This is a genomic window from Pedococcus bigeumensis, from assembly GCF_039531795.1.
Lineage (GTDB): Bacteria > Actinomycetota > Actinomycetes > Actinomycetales > Dermatophilaceae > Pedococcus > Pedococcus bigeumensis.
Window position 1 is genome coordinate 1,774,755 of record NZ_BAAAQS010000001.1, and the last position, 14,942, is coordinate 1,789,696.

Annotated in this window: 14 protein-coding genes; 1 reads left to right on the plus strand and 13 read right to left on the minus strand. The window is 71.6% G+C overall.

The window, feature by feature from the left end; genetic code table 11:
• Positions 1-59 precede the first annotated feature (59 nt).
• From pyrF to efp, 12 genes are all read right to left on the minus strand, one after another.
• The gene (gene pyrF, locus ABD262_RS08450) at positions 60-944 is read right to left on the minus strand and encodes an orotidine-5'-phosphate decarboxylase (RefSeq protein ID WP_344133978.1); all 885 of its coding nucleotides are present in this window, start codon (positions 942-944) and stop codon (positions 60-62) included.
• Positions 941-1,897: a dihydroorotate dehydrogenase gene (locus ABD262_RS08455; protein WP_344133981.1), complete on the minus strand. Its 957-nt coding sequence runs from the start codon at positions 1,895-1,897 to the stop codon at positions 941-943. Before ABD262_RS08455 ends, pyrF begins: the two co-directional genes overlap by 4 nt.
• On the minus strand, positions 1,897-2,805 hold the full coding sequence (locus ABD262_RS08460) for a dihydroorotate dehydrogenase electron transfer subunit (RefSeq protein ID WP_344133983.1): 909 nt from the start codon (positions 2,803-2,805) through the stop codon (positions 1,897-1,899). The genes ABD262_RS08455 and ABD262_RS08460 overlap by 1 nt, the downstream gene beginning before the upstream one ends.
• Positions 2,802-6,152, minus strand: coding sequence for a carbamoyl-phosphate synthase large subunit (gene carB / locus ABD262_RS08465; RefSeq protein ID WP_344133986.1), 3,351 nt, complete (start codon positions 6,150-6,152; stop codon positions 2,802-2,804). The genes ABD262_RS08460 and carB overlap by 4 nt, the downstream gene beginning before the upstream one ends.
• Positions 6,152-7,423: a glutamine-hydrolyzing carbamoyl-phosphate synthase small subunit gene (gene carA, locus ABD262_RS08470; RefSeq protein ID WP_344133989.1), complete on the minus strand. Its 1,272-nt coding sequence runs from the start codon at positions 7,421-7,423 to the stop codon at positions 6,152-6,154. Before carA ends, carB begins: the two co-directional genes overlap by 1 nt.
• Positions 7,420-8,109, minus strand: coding sequence for a PH-like domain-containing protein (locus tag ABD262_RS08475; RefSeq protein WP_344133991.1), 690 nt, complete (start codon positions 8,107-8,109; stop codon positions 7,420-7,422). The genes carA and ABD262_RS08475 overlap by 4 nt, the downstream gene beginning before the upstream one ends.
• Entirely contained in the window at positions 8,106-9,395 is a 1,290-nt protein-coding gene (locus tag ABD262_RS08480; RefSeq protein ID WP_344133994.1) for a dihydroorotase, read from the minus strand. Before ABD262_RS08480 ends, ABD262_RS08475 begins: the two co-directional genes overlap by 4 nt.
• Entirely contained in the window at positions 9,395-10,429 is a 1,035-nt protein-coding gene (locus tag ABD262_RS08485) for an aspartate carbamoyltransferase catalytic subunit (protein ID WP_344133997.1), read from the minus strand. The genes ABD262_RS08480 and ABD262_RS08485 overlap by 1 nt, the downstream gene beginning before the upstream one ends.
• Entirely contained in the window at positions 10,426-11,037 is a 612-nt protein-coding gene (pyrR, locus tag ABD262_RS08490) for a bifunctional pyr operon transcriptional regulator/uracil phosphoribosyltransferase PyrR (RefSeq protein WP_344134000.1), read from the minus strand. The genes ABD262_RS08485 and pyrR overlap by 4 nt, the downstream gene beginning before the upstream one ends.
• 133 nt (positions 11,038-11,170) lie before the next feature.
• Entirely contained in the window at positions 11,171-11,677 is a 507-nt protein-coding gene (locus ABD262_RS08495; protein ID WP_344134003.1) for a GNAT family N-acetyltransferase, read from the minus strand.
• Positions 11,674-12,087 carry a transcription antitermination factor NusB gene (gene nusB, locus ABD262_RS08500; RefSeq protein WP_344134006.1) on the minus strand — a complete coding sequence of 138 codons (414 nt, stop codon included), beginning with the start codon at positions 12,085-12,087 and terminating at the stop codon, positions 11,674-11,676. Before nusB ends, ABD262_RS08495 begins: the two co-directional genes overlap by 4 nt.
• A 17-nt stretch (positions 12,088-12,104) precedes the next feature.
• A complete protein-coding gene (efp, locus tag ABD262_RS08505) occupies positions 12,105-12,665 on the minus strand; it encodes an elongation factor P (protein WP_344134009.1) in 561 nt (186 codons plus the stop codon).
• 287 nt (positions 12,666-12,952) lie between these two features.
• Here efp and ABD262_RS08510 point away from each other — a divergent pair, with 287 nt between their 5' ends.
• Positions 12,953-13,894: an aldo/keto reductase gene (locus tag ABD262_RS08510; RefSeq protein ID WP_344134609.1), complete on the plus strand. Its 942-nt coding sequence runs from the start codon at positions 12,953-12,955 to the stop codon at positions 13,892-13,894.
• A 14-nt stretch (positions 13,895-13,908) separates the two neighbouring features.
• Here ABD262_RS08510 and ABD262_RS08515 read toward each other — a convergent pair whose 3' ends face one another.
• Positions 13,909-14,889: an intradiol ring-cleavage dioxygenase gene (locus ABD262_RS08515; RefSeq protein ID WP_344134012.1), complete on the minus strand. Its 981-nt coding sequence runs from the start codon at positions 14,887-14,889 to the stop codon at positions 13,909-13,911.
• Between the last annotated feature and the right edge of the window lie 53 nt (positions 14,890-14,942).

The following is a 14,942-nucleotide window of genomic DNA, read 5'->3' on the forward strand; positions in this document are numbered from 1 at the left end:
CGCCTTCCAGCGTAGTTCCGGCGACCATCCGACCACCTTGGTCGTCCCTTGCGCGCCGGTCAGCGCAGGAGCGCGGCCAGCGAGGCGCTGGTCTGCAGGGCGCGGTCGCGCAGTGCGGCGACGTCGGGTCCGGCCGTCAGCACCTCACGGCTGCTGGCCGGCAGCACGTTGGGGAGCGCGTCACCGAAGACCCTGCGCAGGTCGTCGCTGGTGCCTCCCTGGGCACCCACCCCCGGTGACAGCAGGGGCCCGTTGACCGCGGCCAGGTCGAGCTGGAGCTCCTGGACGGCCGTCCCGACGGTCGCACCCACGACCAGGCCGACGCTGCCGAGCTCTCCCCGGGCGGCCGCCGCGGCGTTCTCCGCCGCTGCCGACGTGACCATGCTCTCAGCGACGCTCGTCTCGCGCAGCCGGGCGTGTTGCACCGTGCGTCCCTCCGGGTTGGAGGTGAGCGCCAGCACGAAGACCCCCCGGTGGGTCTGCGCCGCGAGGTCCAGCGCGGGACGCAGGGACTCGAACCCCAGGTAGGGGCTGACCGTCAGGGCGTCGCCGGGGGCGACCGCGTCCTTGCCGAGGTACGCCTCGGCGTAGGCCGCCATGGTCGACCCGATGTCGCCACGCTTGGCATCGAGGATCACGAGCGTGCCCGCCTCGCGCAGGGCGCTGATGGCACCCTCGAGGATGGCCACCCCCCGCGACCCGAAGACCTCGAAGAACGCGGACTGCGGCTTCACGACGCCGACGTGCCCCGCGAACGCCTCGACGCAGGCGTCGGTGAACCGCGCCAGCCCGTCGAGGTCGTAGCCGAGGCCCCACGACTCCACCAGCGCGCGGTGGGGGTCGATGCCGGCGCAGAGCGGGCCGTGGGTGTCGGTCGTCGCCCGCAGCCGCTGGCCGAAGGTCAGTCCGGTCACCGACGTGTCCGTGGTCGTGGTCGTGGTCATGCCACCCTCCCGTGGGCCACACCGACCACGTCGGCGAACCGGTCGAATCCCTTGTCCTGCAGAAGCGCTGCCAGCTCGCGACCCACGCGCACGGGGGCGCTCGGGTCGTTGAAGGTCGCCGTGCCCACCTGGACGGCACTGGCGCCGGCCGCGACGAGCTCGAGGGCGTCGCGCCCGGTGCGCACTCCCCCGACCCCGATGATCGGCACCGTGGGGAGCCGTCCCTCGAGCATCGCCGCCCGGGTCTGCCAGATCGCCCGCACCGCGACCGGCCTGATCGCGGGCCCGGAGAGGCCGCCGGTGACCCCGGCCACCTGGGGCCGGAGCCGGTCGATGTCGATCACCATGCCCAGCAGCGTGTTGATCATCGTGAGCCCGTCGGCGCCGGCCTTCACACAGGCCTGCGCGACGCCGACGATGTCGGTCACGTCAGGCGTCAGCTTCGCGAAGACCGGCACGTCCCGCGGCAGCTGCTCGCGGACGAGGGCGATCACCTTGGCGCTGGCCATCGGGTCGCAGGCGAAGACCAGGCCGCGGTTGGCGACGTTGGGGCAGGAGATGTTGACCTCGACCCCGACGACCGCGTCGAAGGCGTCGCTGGCCCGCAGCGTCGCAGCCACGTCGGCGAACTCGCCGCTGGTGTTGCCGGCGATCGAGACGAGGGTGCGGGCCCCCGCCTGCTTCAGCCAGGCGAGGTCCTGGTCGACGAACGCCGAGATGCCCGGGCCCTGGAGCCCGATCGAGTTGAGCATCCCCGAGGGGGTCTCGGCCATGCGTGGGGTGCCGCGCCCGGACCGCGGGTCGGCCATCACGGACTTGGTCACGAAGGCACCGAGCTCACGGATGTCGAAGAAGCGGGCGAGCTCGCGACCGTTGGCCGCACAGCCGGAGGCAGTCATCATGGGGCTCGGCAGGGTCGCGGCGCCGAGCCGCACGGACATGTCGACCGGCATCAGTGACCGCCCACCCGGGGTGCGCCGACGGCGTCGGCAGGCACGGTGCACAGCCCGTCGGAGAACGCGTCCCAGCGCACCCGGTCGCCACGGAACACTGGGCCCTCGACGCACGAGCGCACCATGCGGGTCGTCCCGTCCTTCCCGGTCACGGGCATCACGCAGGTCATGCAGACCCCCACCCCGCACGCCATCGACTCCTCGACGGCCACCTGCGCCACGGCGCCCTCGGCCGCGGCCACGTCGGTGACCGACTTCAGCATCCCCATCGGTCCGCAGCCGTAGACCACGGCCGCGCCCGTGCGACGGATGACCGCCGGGAGGACGTCGGAGACCCAGCCCTTGGTGCCGCTCGACCCGTCATCGGTCGTGACCGAGACACCGTCGGCGTGGCGCCGGGCCTCGACGACCCCGAAGAGCTTCGACTCGGTGGCGGCGCCGAGCACCATCTCGACGTGGCAGCCCCGCTCGCGCAACAGCTCCGCGAGCCAGAACAGCGGCGCGGTGCCGTAGCCGCCCCCGACGAGGACGCAGGGAACCGGCTCCTTGGGCAGTGGGAACGGCCGGCCGAGCGGTCCGATGATGTCGACCTCGTCATGGGCTCGCAGGGTGCTGAGCCACCGCGTCCCGGCGCCGACCGCGGAGATCACCACGTCGACCGTGCCGCCGTAGGTGCCGGACGGGCTCACCTTGTGGATCGAGAAGCACCGTCGCAGCAGGTTCGCGCTGGTGTCCCCACCGACCGCCAGGGCCACGAACTGGCCCGGGCGGGCGAGCTCGGCCAACCCGGGCGCCACGAAGGTGAGGTGGTGGTACGCGCCGGCCCGGCGGGTGGCGATCAGCTCCCCCGTCACCTGGACGACCCCGGACCCCTTGACCTCGGTATGCCGCGTGCTCGCCTCGCTCACGCTCCCACCCCCGCCGCCGCGCCCGGCTGCCTGGCCGGGGCGCCCACTCCGGTACCAACGCCGTAGAGGTCGAGGTCGCGGGCATGCTCCTGCAGCGGCTTGACGGTGAACTCGCCCTGCATCTGGGCCTCGATGCCCTGGACGGCCGCGGCCAGCTCCTGGACCGTGGTGACGATCGGCTTGTCCATCGAGGTGGTCGCCGCCCTGATCGCGTAGCCGTCGGCGCGCGCGTTGGGACCGCTCGGGGTGTTGACGACCATGGCGATCTGACCGTCGAGGATGAGGTCGACGATGCTGGAGTCGCCTTCTTCGCGCTCGCTGTGCTTGTGGACGACCTCCGACGGGATCCCGTTGCGCCGCAACACATCTGCGGTGCCCGTGGTCGCGACGATGGTGAAGCCGAGGTCGGCGAGCCGCTTGACCGGGAAGATCATCGCCCGCTTGTCGCGGTTGGCGACCGAGACGAAGATCCTGCCCTCGCGGGGCAGGCCGGAGCCCGCCGCGAGCATGCCCTTGGCGAAGGCGGTCCCGAAGTCCTGGTCGATGCCCATGACCTCGCCGGTGGAGCGCATCTCCGGCCCCAACAGGCTGTCCACGACCTGACCATCCTTGGTGCGGAACCGCTTGAAGGGCAGCACCGCCTCCTTGACCGCGACCGGGGCGTGGCTGGGCATCGACCCTCCGTCGCCGTGCGGCGGCAACAGGCCCTCCTCCCGCAGCTCCTTGATGGTCGCGCCCAGCATCACGCGGGCGGCCGCCTTGGCGACGGGCACGCCGGTGGCCTTGGCGACGAACGGTACGGTCCGCGAGGCCCGCGGGTTGGCCTCCAGCACGTAGAGGATGTCCTGGGCGAGGGCGAACTGCACGTTCATCAGCCCGCGCACGCCGATCCCCTCGGCGAGCTTGAGGGTGGCCTCGCGCACGCGCTCGAGCTCGGCGACCCCGAGCGTCACGGGAGGCAGGGTGCAGGCCGAGTCGCCGGAGTGGATGCCGGCCTCCTCGATGTGCTCCATGATCCCGCCGAGGTACATCTCGGTGCCGTCGTAGAGGGCGTCGACGTCGATCTCGATCGCGTCGTCGAGGAAGCGGTCGACCAGCACCGGGTGCTCGGGGCTCGCGATCGTGGCGCGGGTGACGTAGGTGGCGAGGGTCTCGTCGTCGTAGACGATCTCCATGCCGCGACCGCCGAGCACGTAGGAGGGTCGCACCAGCACTGGGTAGCCGATCTCCCGCGCCACCTCGACGGCCTCCGCGGCGCTGTAGGCCGTGCCGTGCTTGGGCGCCGGCAGCTGCGCCTCGGCGAGCACCCGGCCGAAGGCGCCGCGGTCCTCGGCGAGGTCGATCGCCTCGGGGCTGGTGCCCACGATGGGCACGCCGGCCTCCTTCAGTGCCTTGGCGAGCCCGAGCGGCGTCTGGCCACCGAGCTGCACGATCACCCCGGCCACCGGGCCCGCCTGCTGCTCGGCGTGCACGACCTCGAGGACGTCCTCGAGGGTCAGCGGCTCGAAGTAGAGGCGGCTGCTCGTGTCGTAGTCGGTGGACACGGTCTCGGGGTTGCAGTTCAGCATCACCGTGTCGTAGCCGGCGTCGCGCAGGGCGAAGCTGGCGTGCACGCACGAGTAGTCGAACTCGACGCCCTGGCCGATCCGGTTCGGACCGCTGCCGAGGATGAGGACCGCCGGCCGCTCGCGGGGGGCGACCTCGGTCTCCTCGTCGTACGCGCTGTAGTGGTACGGCGTCGTCGCGGCGAACTCGGCCGCGCAGGTGTCCACGGTCTTGTAGACCGGCCGCACCCCGAGGGCGTGCCGCACGCCGCGCACGACCGCCTCCGGCATACCCCTGAGGGAGGCGAGCTGGGCGTCGCTGAAGCCGTGCCGCTTGGCCAGCCGCAGGAGGGCCGGGGTCAGCTCGGGCGCCGCCGCGACGCGGTCGGCGATGGCGTTGACGAGGGCCATCTGGTCGAGGAACCACGGGTCGATGCCGGTGGCCTCGTGGACCTCCTCGACCGAGAGCCCGCCCCGCATGGCCTGCTGCACGGTGACGAGCCGGCCGTCGGTCGGCGTCCGCGCCGTGTGCAGGAAGGTGCGGGCCTGCTCCTCGCTCGGGGCCGGGCCCTCCCAGTGGAAGCTGCTGCCCTTGCGCTCCATCGAGCGCAGCGCCTTCTGGAGCGCCTCGGTGAAGTTGCGACCGATGGCCATCGCCTCGCCGACGGACTTCATCGTCGTCGTGAGGGTCGGGTCGGCGGCGGGGAACTTCTCGAAGGCGAAGCGCGGCACCTTGACCACGACGTAGTCGAGGCTCGGCTCGAACGACGCCGGGGTCTTGCGGGTGATGTCGTTGGGCACCTCGTCGAGGGTGTAGCCGATCGCCATCTTCGCCGCGATCTTCGCGATCGGGAAGCCGGTCGCCTTGGAGGCGAGGGCCGAGCTGCGCGAGACCCGCGGGTTCATCTCGATGACGATGATGCGACCGTCGACCGGGTTGACCGCGAACTGGATGTTGCAGCCACCGGTGTCGACGCCGACCTCGCGGATCACCGCGATGCCGATGTCGCGCAGCCGCTGGTACTCGCGGTCGGTCAGGGTCAGCGCGGGGGCGACGGTGATCGAGTCGCCGGTGTGCACGCCCATCGGGTCGAGGTTCTCGATCGAGCAGACCACCACGACGTTGTCGGCGTGGTCGCGCATCACCTCGAGCTCGTACTCCTTCCACCCGGTGATCGACTCCTCGAGGAGCACCTCGGTCACGGGTGAGTACTGCAGGCCGGCACCGGCGATCCGGCGCAGGTCGGTCTCGTCGTAGGCGAAGCCCGAGCCGAGGCCACCCATCGTGAACGACGGACGGACGACCACGGGGTAGCCGAGCTGCGTTGCGGCACTGAGGCATTCGTCCATCGAGTGGCAGATGACCGACTTGGCTGACTCGGCTCCGCAGCGTTCGACGACGCCCTTGAACTTCTCGCGGTCCTCGCCGAGCTGGATGGCCTCGACGTTGGCGCCGATCAACGGGCAGTCGTACTTCTCCAGGACGCCCGACTCGTGCAGCGAGATGGCGCAGTTGAGGGCGGTCTGGCCGCCGAGGGTCGCGAGCACCGCGTCGGGGCGCTCCCGCGCGATGATCGCCTCGACGATCTCGGGGGTGATCGGCTCGACGTAGGTGGCGTCGGCGAACTCCGGGTCGGTCATGATCGTCGCCGGGTTGGAGTTCACGAGGATGACCCGGATGCCCTCCTCGCGCAGCACCCGGCAGGCCTGGGTGCCGGAGTAGTCGAACTCGCAGGCCTGGCCGATGACGATCGGCCCCGACCCGATGACGAGCACGCTCTTGATGTCATCCCTCTTCGGCATCAGTTCACCCCACGAAGTTCTGCGCTCGTGCCTCGCTCCGATACTTCACGGGGACCCCGAATGTCTGGGGAGCTCATATTCCTGCTTTCCATGAGTGTGACGAACCGGTCGAACAGGTAGCCGGCGTCGTGTGGACCGGCGGCCGCCTCCGGGTGGTACTGGACCGAGTAGGCGGGCAGGTCGAGGCACTCCAGTCCCTCGACCACGTCGTCGTTGAGGCACACGTGCGACACCCTCACCCGGCCGTATGCCGTGCCGTCCGCGTCGGCGGGTGCCGTCACCTCGCGGTCGGTCGGGGCGTCCACGGCGAACCCGTGGTTGTGGGCGGTCACCTCCACCTTGCCGGTGGTCCGGTCCATCACCGGCTGGTTGATGCCGCGGTGCCCGTACTTGAGCTTGTAGGTGCCGAACCCGAGCGCGCGCCCGAGCAGCTGGTTGCCGAAGCAGATGCCGAAGAACGGGATCCGGGCATCGAGCACCTCGCGCAGGACGGCCACCTCGGCGTCGGCGGTGGCCGGGTCGCCGGGACCGTTGGAGAAGAACACCCCGTCCGGGCCGTCCTCCCCGACTGCCCTGATGTCCTCGATGGTGGAGGTGGCCGGCAGCACGTGCACCTCGATGCCCTGCTGGGCCAACAGCGTCGGGGTCATCGCCTTGATACCCAGGTCGAGGGCGGCGACGGTGAACCGACGCTCCCCCACGGCCGGCACCACGTAGACCTCGTCGGTGCTCACCTCGGCGGCCAGGGCCGCGCCCTTCATGAGCGGCGCCTGCCGGACCGCGTCGACGAGCTCGCTGACGGCCCGCTCCGACTCCTCGCCGGAGAAGATGCCGACGCGCATCGCGCCGCGTTCGCGCAGGTGGCGGGTCAGGGCGCGGGTGTCGATCCCACTGATGCCGACCACACCCTGCTCGACCAGGGCGTCCTCGAGGGAGCGCTGCGACCGCCAGTTGGACGGGCGGAGGGCGGGGTCGCGCACGACGTATCCGGCGACCCAGAACCGGCTCGACTCGTCGTCCTCGTCGTTCACCCCGGTGTTGCCCACGTGCGGCGCCGTCATCACCACGACCTGGCGGTGGTAGCTCGGGTCGGTCAGCGTCTCCTGGTAGCCGGTCATCCCCGTGGAGAACACCGCCTCGCCGACGGTCTGTCCGGTGGCACCGTAGGAGTCCCCACGGAACGTGCGACCGTCCTCGAGGACCAGCACGGCAGGCGCGCGGTCGAGATCGAGGTGCAGGAGGCGGTCGGGCCCAGTGGCAACGGCGCTCATGATGTCGTCTTTCCGGTGGTGTCGGTGTGCTCGTCGGACTGCTGGTCAGGGGTTTCCTCGTCGCCCGGCTGCTCGGCGCTGCCGTGCCCAGCACTGGGGTCGGCGCTGCCGTGCTCGGCGCTGCCGTGCTCTGCACTGGGGTCGGCGGTCTCGCCGGTGTGCCACCACAGCGCCGACTCGACCCGGTCGACGTCGGCCTTGTAACGCGGCAGGAAGCCGGTCTCGTACAGGTCGCCGTTCTCGGCCCGCCACTGGAGGACGACCAGCCGCGGGGCACCGACGAACTTGCCCACCATGCCGCGCTCCCGCCGGGCCGAGCGCAGTCGTGCCGCCGGGATGATCACGCTGGACTCGCCCTGCCGGTCGATCCGCACCAGCTCGTCGACGTCGCCGCGGCTGACGACCAGCGTCGCCCGGGCGCGGTTGCCCAGTCCCTCGACGGTGACCCGCTCGAGGCGGTCGTCGGCCGTGGTCGTGCTGACATAGGTGCCCTCGGCGATGACCTGGGCGGGCTTCTCCTTCAGCGCCGGGGCCTCGAGCGAGTGGTCACGGGACGTCCGGCTGCGCTCCGCGGCGATGGCTGCGGACTCGTGCTGGTGGCGCTTGCGCACCCACGCGGCATACAGGAGGGCGTAGATGAGCCCGAGGGCCACGAGCATGACGCCCACGGCTTGCAGACGGGTCACGCGATGGCTCCCTTCTGGGCGGTCACGCGACCGCCGAAGACCGTGGCGTGGACGGCACCCTGCAGGGTGCGGCCGTGCCACGGGTTGTTGCGCGACAGCGAGAGGGAGGCGCTGCGGTCGACCGTCACCGTGGCAGTGGGGTCGACCAGGGTCAGGTGCGCCGGGGACCCCTCGGCGAGGGCCTGGCCGTGGGAGGTCAGCCCCGCGATGCGGGCCGGTGCCTGCGACATCACGCGCGCCACCCCCGCCCAGTCGAGCAGGCCACTGCCCACCATCACGTCGCTGACGACGGACAGTGCGGTCTCGAGCCCGAGCATGCCGAAGGCGGCGTCGACGAAGGCGTGCTCCTTGTCGTGCCGGGCATGGGGCGCGTGGTCGGTGGCGACCGCGTCGATGGTGCCGTCGGCGAGCGCGGCGCGCAGGGCGTCGACGTCCTCCTGGGGCCGCAGCGGCGGGTTCACCTTGTAGGTGGGGTCGTAGCCGGTGAGCAGGTCGGTGGTGAGGACGAGGTGGTGGGGGGTGACCTCGGCGGTGACGGCGATCCCCTGGGCCTTGGCCCAGCGGATGACCTCCACCGTGCCGGCCGTCGACACGTGGGCGACGTGCACCCGGGAGCCGGTGTGGCGCGCGAGCATGACGTCGCGGGCGACGATCGACTCCTCGGCGATGCCCGGCCATCCGGGCAGCCCGAGCCGGCCGGACAGCTCACCCTCGTGGGCGCAGGCGTGCGGGCCGGCGAGGTGCGGGTCCTGCGCGTGCTGGGAGACGACGCCACCGAAGGCCCGGACGTACTCGAGGGCGCGGCGCATGACCCGCGAGTCGGCGACGCAGTGGCCGTCGTCGGAGAAGACCGTGACCCCGGCCCGCGAGCGGTGCATGAGCCCGAGCTCGGCGAGCTCCTCGCCCGCGAGCCCCTTGGTGACCGCTCCGACCGGCACCACGTCGACCAGCCCGGCTGCCCGCCCGAGGTCGAGGATGCGCTCGGCGGCCTCCGCGGTGTCCGTCACGGGGTCGGTGTTGGCCATCGCGAGGATGGCGGTGTAGCCACCGACGGCGGCCGCGGCCGAGCCTGAGGCGATCGTCTCCGCGTCCTCCCGGCCGGGCTCGCGCAGGTGGGTGTGCAGGTCGACCAGCCCGGGCAGGGCCACGAGACCGTCGGCGTCGAGGACGTCGGCGCCCTTGGCCGAGCGGATCGTGCCCACCTCGACGATCCGGCCGTCCTCGACGAGCAGGTCCTGGGCCCCCCCTCCCGCGAGGTCCGCTCCGGTGATGAGCAACGTGGCCATCAGGCCTCGCCTCCTTCGCTGCCGGACAGCAGGTGGTAGAGGACGCTCATCCGCACCGCGACCCCGGCGCTGACCTGGTCGAGGACGAGCGACTGGGCCGCATCGGCGGCGTCCGCGCCGATCTCCAGCCCGCGGTTCATCGGTCCCGGGTGGCAGATGACGACGTCCGGGTTCGCAGCGACGAGGGTGTCGAGCCGTGGCCGGGTCAGCCCGTAGCCGACGGTGTACTCGCGGGCCGTCGGGAAGAAGCCGCCGCTCATCCGCTCACGCTGGACCCGGAGCATCATCACCGCGTCGGCGGTCGGCAGGACGGCGTCGAAGTCGTTCGACAGGTCGAAGCCCTCCGCCTGCGCCCAGGCCGTGATCCCGCTGGGCATCAGCGTCGGCGGCGCGACGAGCGTGACGCGCGCGCCGAGGGTCTTGAGGGTGATGAGGTTGGACCGGACGACGCGCGAGTGGGTGAGGTCACCGACGATGAGGACGTGCCGGCCCTCCAGGCTGCCGAGCCGGCGCTCCATCGTGTAGGCGTCGAGCAGGGCCTGGGTCGGGTGCTCGTGCGTGCCGTCACCGGCGTTGATGACGTGGGCGTCGACCCACTGGCTGACCTGGTGGGCGGCACCGCTGGCGTGGTGCCGGACGACCAGCGCGTCCACTCCCATCGCGGCGACGGTCAGGACCGTGTCGCGCAGGGACTCGCCCTTGGACGTCGAGGACCCCTTGCCGCTGATGTTGATGACGTCCGCCGACAGCCACTTCCCGGCGATCTCGAACGAGCTCCGGGTGCGGGTGGAGTCCTCGAAGAAGAGGTTCACCACGGTGCGCCCACGCAGGGTCGGCAGCTTCTTGACCTCACGCTGCTGCACCGCGTGCATCTCGGCGGCGGTGTCGAGGATGGCCCGCACCTGCTCGAGCGAGAGGTCCGCGGAGGACAGCAGGTGACGGCGAGCGGGGGGCCCGTCGGCCGCGGCCAGCGGGGTGGCCGTGGGCGCGAGGCCGGCCGACGCGGTGTTGGAGGCGGTTGTGGTGGTGGTCATCGGGCCTCCCCTCCGGCGATGGTGACCTGGTCCTCGACGTGGTCGGGCTCGCTCAGCCGCACCCTGACCTTCTCGCTGCTCGACGTCGGGAGGTTCTTGCCGACGTGGTCGGCGCGGATCGGCAGCTCACGGTGGCCACGGTCGACCAGCACGGCGAGCCGCACGATCCTCGGGCGTCCGAGGTCGGAGAGGGCGTCGAGCGCGGCCCGCACGGTGCGGCCGGAGTAGAGGACGTCGTCGACCAGCACGACGACCTTGTCGTCGATCCCCGTGGGTGGGATGTCGGTGTGCATCGGGCTGCGGGTGGGCTGGCGGCGCAGGTCGTCACGGTGCATCGTCACGTCGAGCGCACCCACCGCGACCGGCGTGCCCTCGACCTCCTCGATGAGCGCCGCGAGCCGTCGCGCCAGCGCCACGCCACGGGTCGGGATGCCGAGCACGACGAGGTCGGCCGCGCCCTTGTTGTGCTCGAGGATCTCGTGGGCGATCCGTCGCAGAACGCGGGCGATGTCGGCCTCGGTCATCACCGAGCGGGAGTCGTCGGAGACGGCTTCGGGGGTGGGAGCCGTGGGCTCGACCACCGAGGGTGCAGCAAAGTCAGGACGCATCGCGTCAGGACCTCCTTCCCTGCCTCACGGGACAGGTCGTTAAAGGATGTCGTTCGCGGGCGACTCTACCCGGTGCGGTGGGCCCACCGCATACCGGCCCACCGAACCGGGGCGAACCTCCGGAGCAGTCGCGTCACGGCAGCGTGCGGACCATCGCGAGCCGGGAGCCGCCTTGGTCGATGCCAGCCTCGATCTCGCGGTCGCGCACGAGCCGCAGGAGCGGCGGAAGGGGCTCGGCAACCGGGACGAACCCGAGCCGCGCGTAGAACGGTGCGTTCCACGGGACGTCCGCGAAGGTCGTCAGGGTGACCTCCCGGGCACCTCGAGAGGCGGCTTCGCGGCATACCGCACGCACGAGCGCCCCTCCGATGCCCCGTCGACGGTGCCCAGCCATGACGTCCAGCTGCTCCAGGTGGAAGTGGCCGTCGAGGTCGAGCACGTGGGCGTAGCCCACCGGCGGCGCGCCGGACACGAGGATGAACCCCGGCTCCTCGGCACGCTGCTCCCCCGACCGGGACGGACCCCAGTGCGAGGTGTCCATGAGGGTCGCGAGGAGAGCTTCTCCGGAGTCCTCGATCGCTTGCAGCCAGGGCAGGTCCGCCGCCTCGGCGAACCGCACCACGGGCCGCGAGGGTGTCATGCCAGGGTGGGCTTGACCTCGGCCAGGCGGGCCAGCAGGCCGTTGACGAACTTCGGCGAGTCGTCGGTCGAGAGGCTCTTGGCCAGCTCGACGGCCTCGGCGATGGCGACGCTCTCCGGCACCTCGGTCGCGTAGAGCACCTCGAACGCCCCGAGCCGCAGGATCGCCCGGTCGACACTGGGCATCCGGTCGAGGGTCCAGCCCTGCGAGTAGGTCGAGAGCAGCTCGTTGATGTCGTTCCAGTGGGCGACGACACCCTCGACCAGGTCGGAGGTGTACTGGTTGAGCGGCACCTCGGTGACCGGCTTGGCCAGGCGTTCGGCCAGCAGGTCGCGCGCGTTCATGCCGCGGCTCTCGGCTTCGAACAGGAGGTCGATGGCCCGCTTGCGGGCTTTGCTTCTAGCAGACACAGTGTCCGGGCTCCGATTTAGTTGACTCGGCCGAGGTAGGAGCCGTCGCGGGTGTCGACCTTGACCTTGGTGCCCTGCTCGAGGAACAGCGGGACGTTGATGGTCGCGCCGGTCTCGAGGGTGGCGGGCTTGGTGCCACCGGTGGACCGGTCACCCTGCAGGCCCGGCTCGGTGTAGGTGATCTCGAGGACGACCGAGGTCGGCAGCTCGACGTAGAGCACGGTGCCCTCGTGGGTCGCGACCTGGGCCATCTGGTTCTCCAGGAGGTAGTTGGCGACGTCGCCGACCGTGGTCTCCGGGATGTGGATCTGGTCGTAGGTCGACCCGTCCATGAAGACGTAGTCCGACCCGTCCTTGTAGAGGTACTGCATGTCGCGACGGTCGACGTTCGCGGTCTCGACCTTGACGCCGGCGTTGAAGGTCTTGTCGACGACCTTGCCCGACAGCACGTTCTTGAGCTTGGTCCGGACGAACGCCGGGCCCTTGCCGGGCTTGACGTGCTGGAACTCCACGACGGACCACAGCTGGCCCTCGAGGTTCAGGACCAGGCCGTTCTTGAGGTCGTTGGTCGATGCCACGTGAGTGTCTCTCTCTGTTCAGGTGCCCGCGCGTTCACGGGCCCGGGTGTTCAGGGACCCGGGCGTCCGGGTGCAAGGGCCGTTTCGCGGCCACCGGTATGCCGCGGGCGTGCGAGCGCGCGACAGTCCCGGAAGGGTGCGGGGTGGGAGTCGGCGGACAGTCTAGCCGTCGGCCCCACGCTCCCCCGAATCGCTGCCGGGCCGGCCCTCGGCCCCCGGCGCTGCGACCTGCCTAGGGTGGGGGCATGACCGCCACGACTGCGCCCCCGGAGCCGAGCACGCCGGAGATGACCTACCGACCGCTGGGGTCGAGCGGTCTCATGGTCAGCGTCGTGGGTGTCGGCTGCAACGCGTTCGGACGACGCGTCGACCAGGACGGCGTCGCCTCGATCGTGGCTGCGGCGCGGGACAGCGGCGTCACGCTGCTCGACACCGCCGACATCTACGGGGGCCAGCCCGGTCAGAGCGAGGCGATGCTCGGTGCGGCGCTCAAGGGCCAGCGCGACGAGTTCGTGCTGGCCACCAAGTTCGGGATGGACATGCAGGGGGCCAACGGCCAGGACTTCGGGGCGCTGGGGTCGCGACGCTACGTCCGCCGCGCGGTCGAGGCGAGCCTGCGCCGCCTGCAGACCGACCACATCGACCTCTACCAGCTGCACCGCCCCGACCCGTTGACCCCGCTCGAGGAGACCTTGGAGGCGCTGACCGACCTCGTGCGGGAGGGCAAGGTCCTCTACGTCGGGTGCTCCAACTTCGACGGGTGGCAGGTCGCCGACGCCTCGTGGACCTCCTCGACGGCAGGGCTGGCGTCCTTCGTGTCCGTGCAGAACGAGTACTCCCTCCTCGACCGCACGGTCGAGGACGAGTTGACGCCGGCCTGCGAGCGGTTCGGGCTCGGCATACTCCCGTTCTTCCCGTTGGCCCGTGGGCTCCTGACCGGGAAGTACCGGCGCGGCGCCGCGGCGCCGGAGGGCTCACGTGCGGCGCTGGAGGCCGACCGCGCCGGGTGGCTCGCGGAGGCCGACTGGGACCGGGTCGAGGCGCTCCGGTCGTTCGCCGACGAGCGTGGCGTGGAGCTCCTCGACGTGGCGATCGGTGGGCTCGCCGCCCAGCCGGCGGTGGCCTCGGTGATCAGCGGCGCGACGTCGGCGGAGCAGGTGACCCGCAACGCGCGGGCGGCCCTGTGGGAGCCCGACGCCGCCGACCTCGCGGCGCTCGACGACCTCTAGGCCGGCGGGGCCGCTCAGACGCCGATCGTCAGGTTGGCGACATAGCCGTCGGTGACGTTCCCGGTCACCGTCGCGAGCTGGTAGATCCCGCCGTCGTTGCCGAACACGTTGTCCGACGTGAGGGAGGTCTGCGCCAGGTTGCCGACGCTGGCCTCGTAGCCCGACGTGGCGTAGACCTCGGCGCAGGCGGCCTCGGGGAGGGCGATCTGGGAGGTCTTGACGATCTGCCCGCTGCTCGTGGCCTGCGACAGGGACTGGTAGACCTCGAAGTGGATGTGCGGCCAGCGACCGGAGTAGGCCGCGGGGAAGATGCTCGTGAAGGTGGCGGTGCCGGCGGCGTCGGTCGCCTGCACCCCGCGCAGGTAGTTCTCCGCCGTGACGGCCTGGGAGTAGTGCGAGTACTGGCCGTCCCGGTCGCAGTGCCAGAGGTAGACGGCGGCGCCGGGCAGGGCGGCATACCCGTTGCCCGCGTCGGTCACGGTGAGGTTGATGGTGAGCGGGATGCCCTGGGCCCTGGTCGTCGACGAGCCGAAGCTGCTGGTGATGTCGGACCGCACGATGCCGGAGTCGTCGAGGACGTTGGGGCCGTTGGAGCCGTCTCCCGGGTAGGGTCCGCCGGTCTCGGCCGGCACCTCGGCCTGCGGGGTGCTGCCCGTGACCGCGCCCGAGGAGGACGTCGAGGACGTCGGGGACGTCGCCGAGCTGGTGCCGGAGGCAGACGAGCTCGAGCCGCCGGTCGAGCCGGCGGAGTCGCCTGCCGCCCCGCAGGCGGCGAGCGCGGCGGTGGCTCCCAGCCCCCCGAACAGGCCGAGCACGCGGCGCCGGTCCAACAGCGTGGCGATGTCGAACTCGAGCCCGCGGTCGTGCCGGTCGTCGTGCGGCCACCCGAGGTGGTCGGTGCCGTGGTCCTCGGCCGCGTGGTCGGCGGCGGCGTGGTCGGCGGCGTGTTCCTCGGCGAGCGGGGCGGTTGGGGGCGTCGGCTGGTTCGTGGTCATGCGGCCACAGTGCGGGACCGTCCCGTCGCGCGTCAGTGAGCCGGCTGTGCGGC

Coding starts and splice junctions, on each gene's coding strand:
- pyrF (WP_344133978.1), bottom strand. CDS start 944: ATGACCACGACCACGACCACGGACACGTCGGTGACCGGACTGACCTTC.
- ABD262_RS08455 (WP_344133981.1), bottom strand. CDS start 1,897: ATGCCGGTCGACATGTCCGTGCGGCTCGGCGCCGCGACCCTGCCGAGC.
- carB (WP_344133986.1), bottom strand. CDS start 6,152: ATGCCGAAGAGGGATGACATCAAGAGCGTGCTCGTCATCGGGTCGGGG.
- carA (WP_344133989.1), bottom strand. CDS start 7,423: ATGAGCGCCGTTGCCACTGGGCCCGACCGCCTCCTGCACCTCGATCTC.
- ABD262_RS08480 (WP_344133994.1), bottom strand. CDS start 9,395: ATGGCCACGTTGCTCATCACCGGAGCGGACCTCGCGGGAGGGGGGGCC.
- ABD262_RS08485 (WP_344133997.1), bottom strand. CDS start 10,429: ATGACCACCACCACAACCGCCTCCAACACCGCGTCGGCCGGCCTCGCG.
- pyrR (WP_344134000.1), bottom strand. CDS start 11,037: ATGCGTCCTGACTTTGCTGCACCCTCGGTGGTCGAGCCCACGGCTCCC.
- ABD262_RS08495 (WP_344134003.1), bottom strand. CDS start 11,677: ATGACACCCTCGCGGCCCGTGGTGCGGTTCGCCGAGGCGGCGGACCTG.
- ABD262_RS08510 (WP_344134609.1), top strand. CDS start 12,953: ATGACCTACCGACCGCTGGGGTCGAGCGGTCTCATGGTCAGCGTCGTG.
- ABD262_RS08515 (WP_344134012.1), bottom strand. CDS start 14,889: ATGACCACGAACCAGCCGACGCCCCCAACCGCCCCGCTCGCCGAGGAA.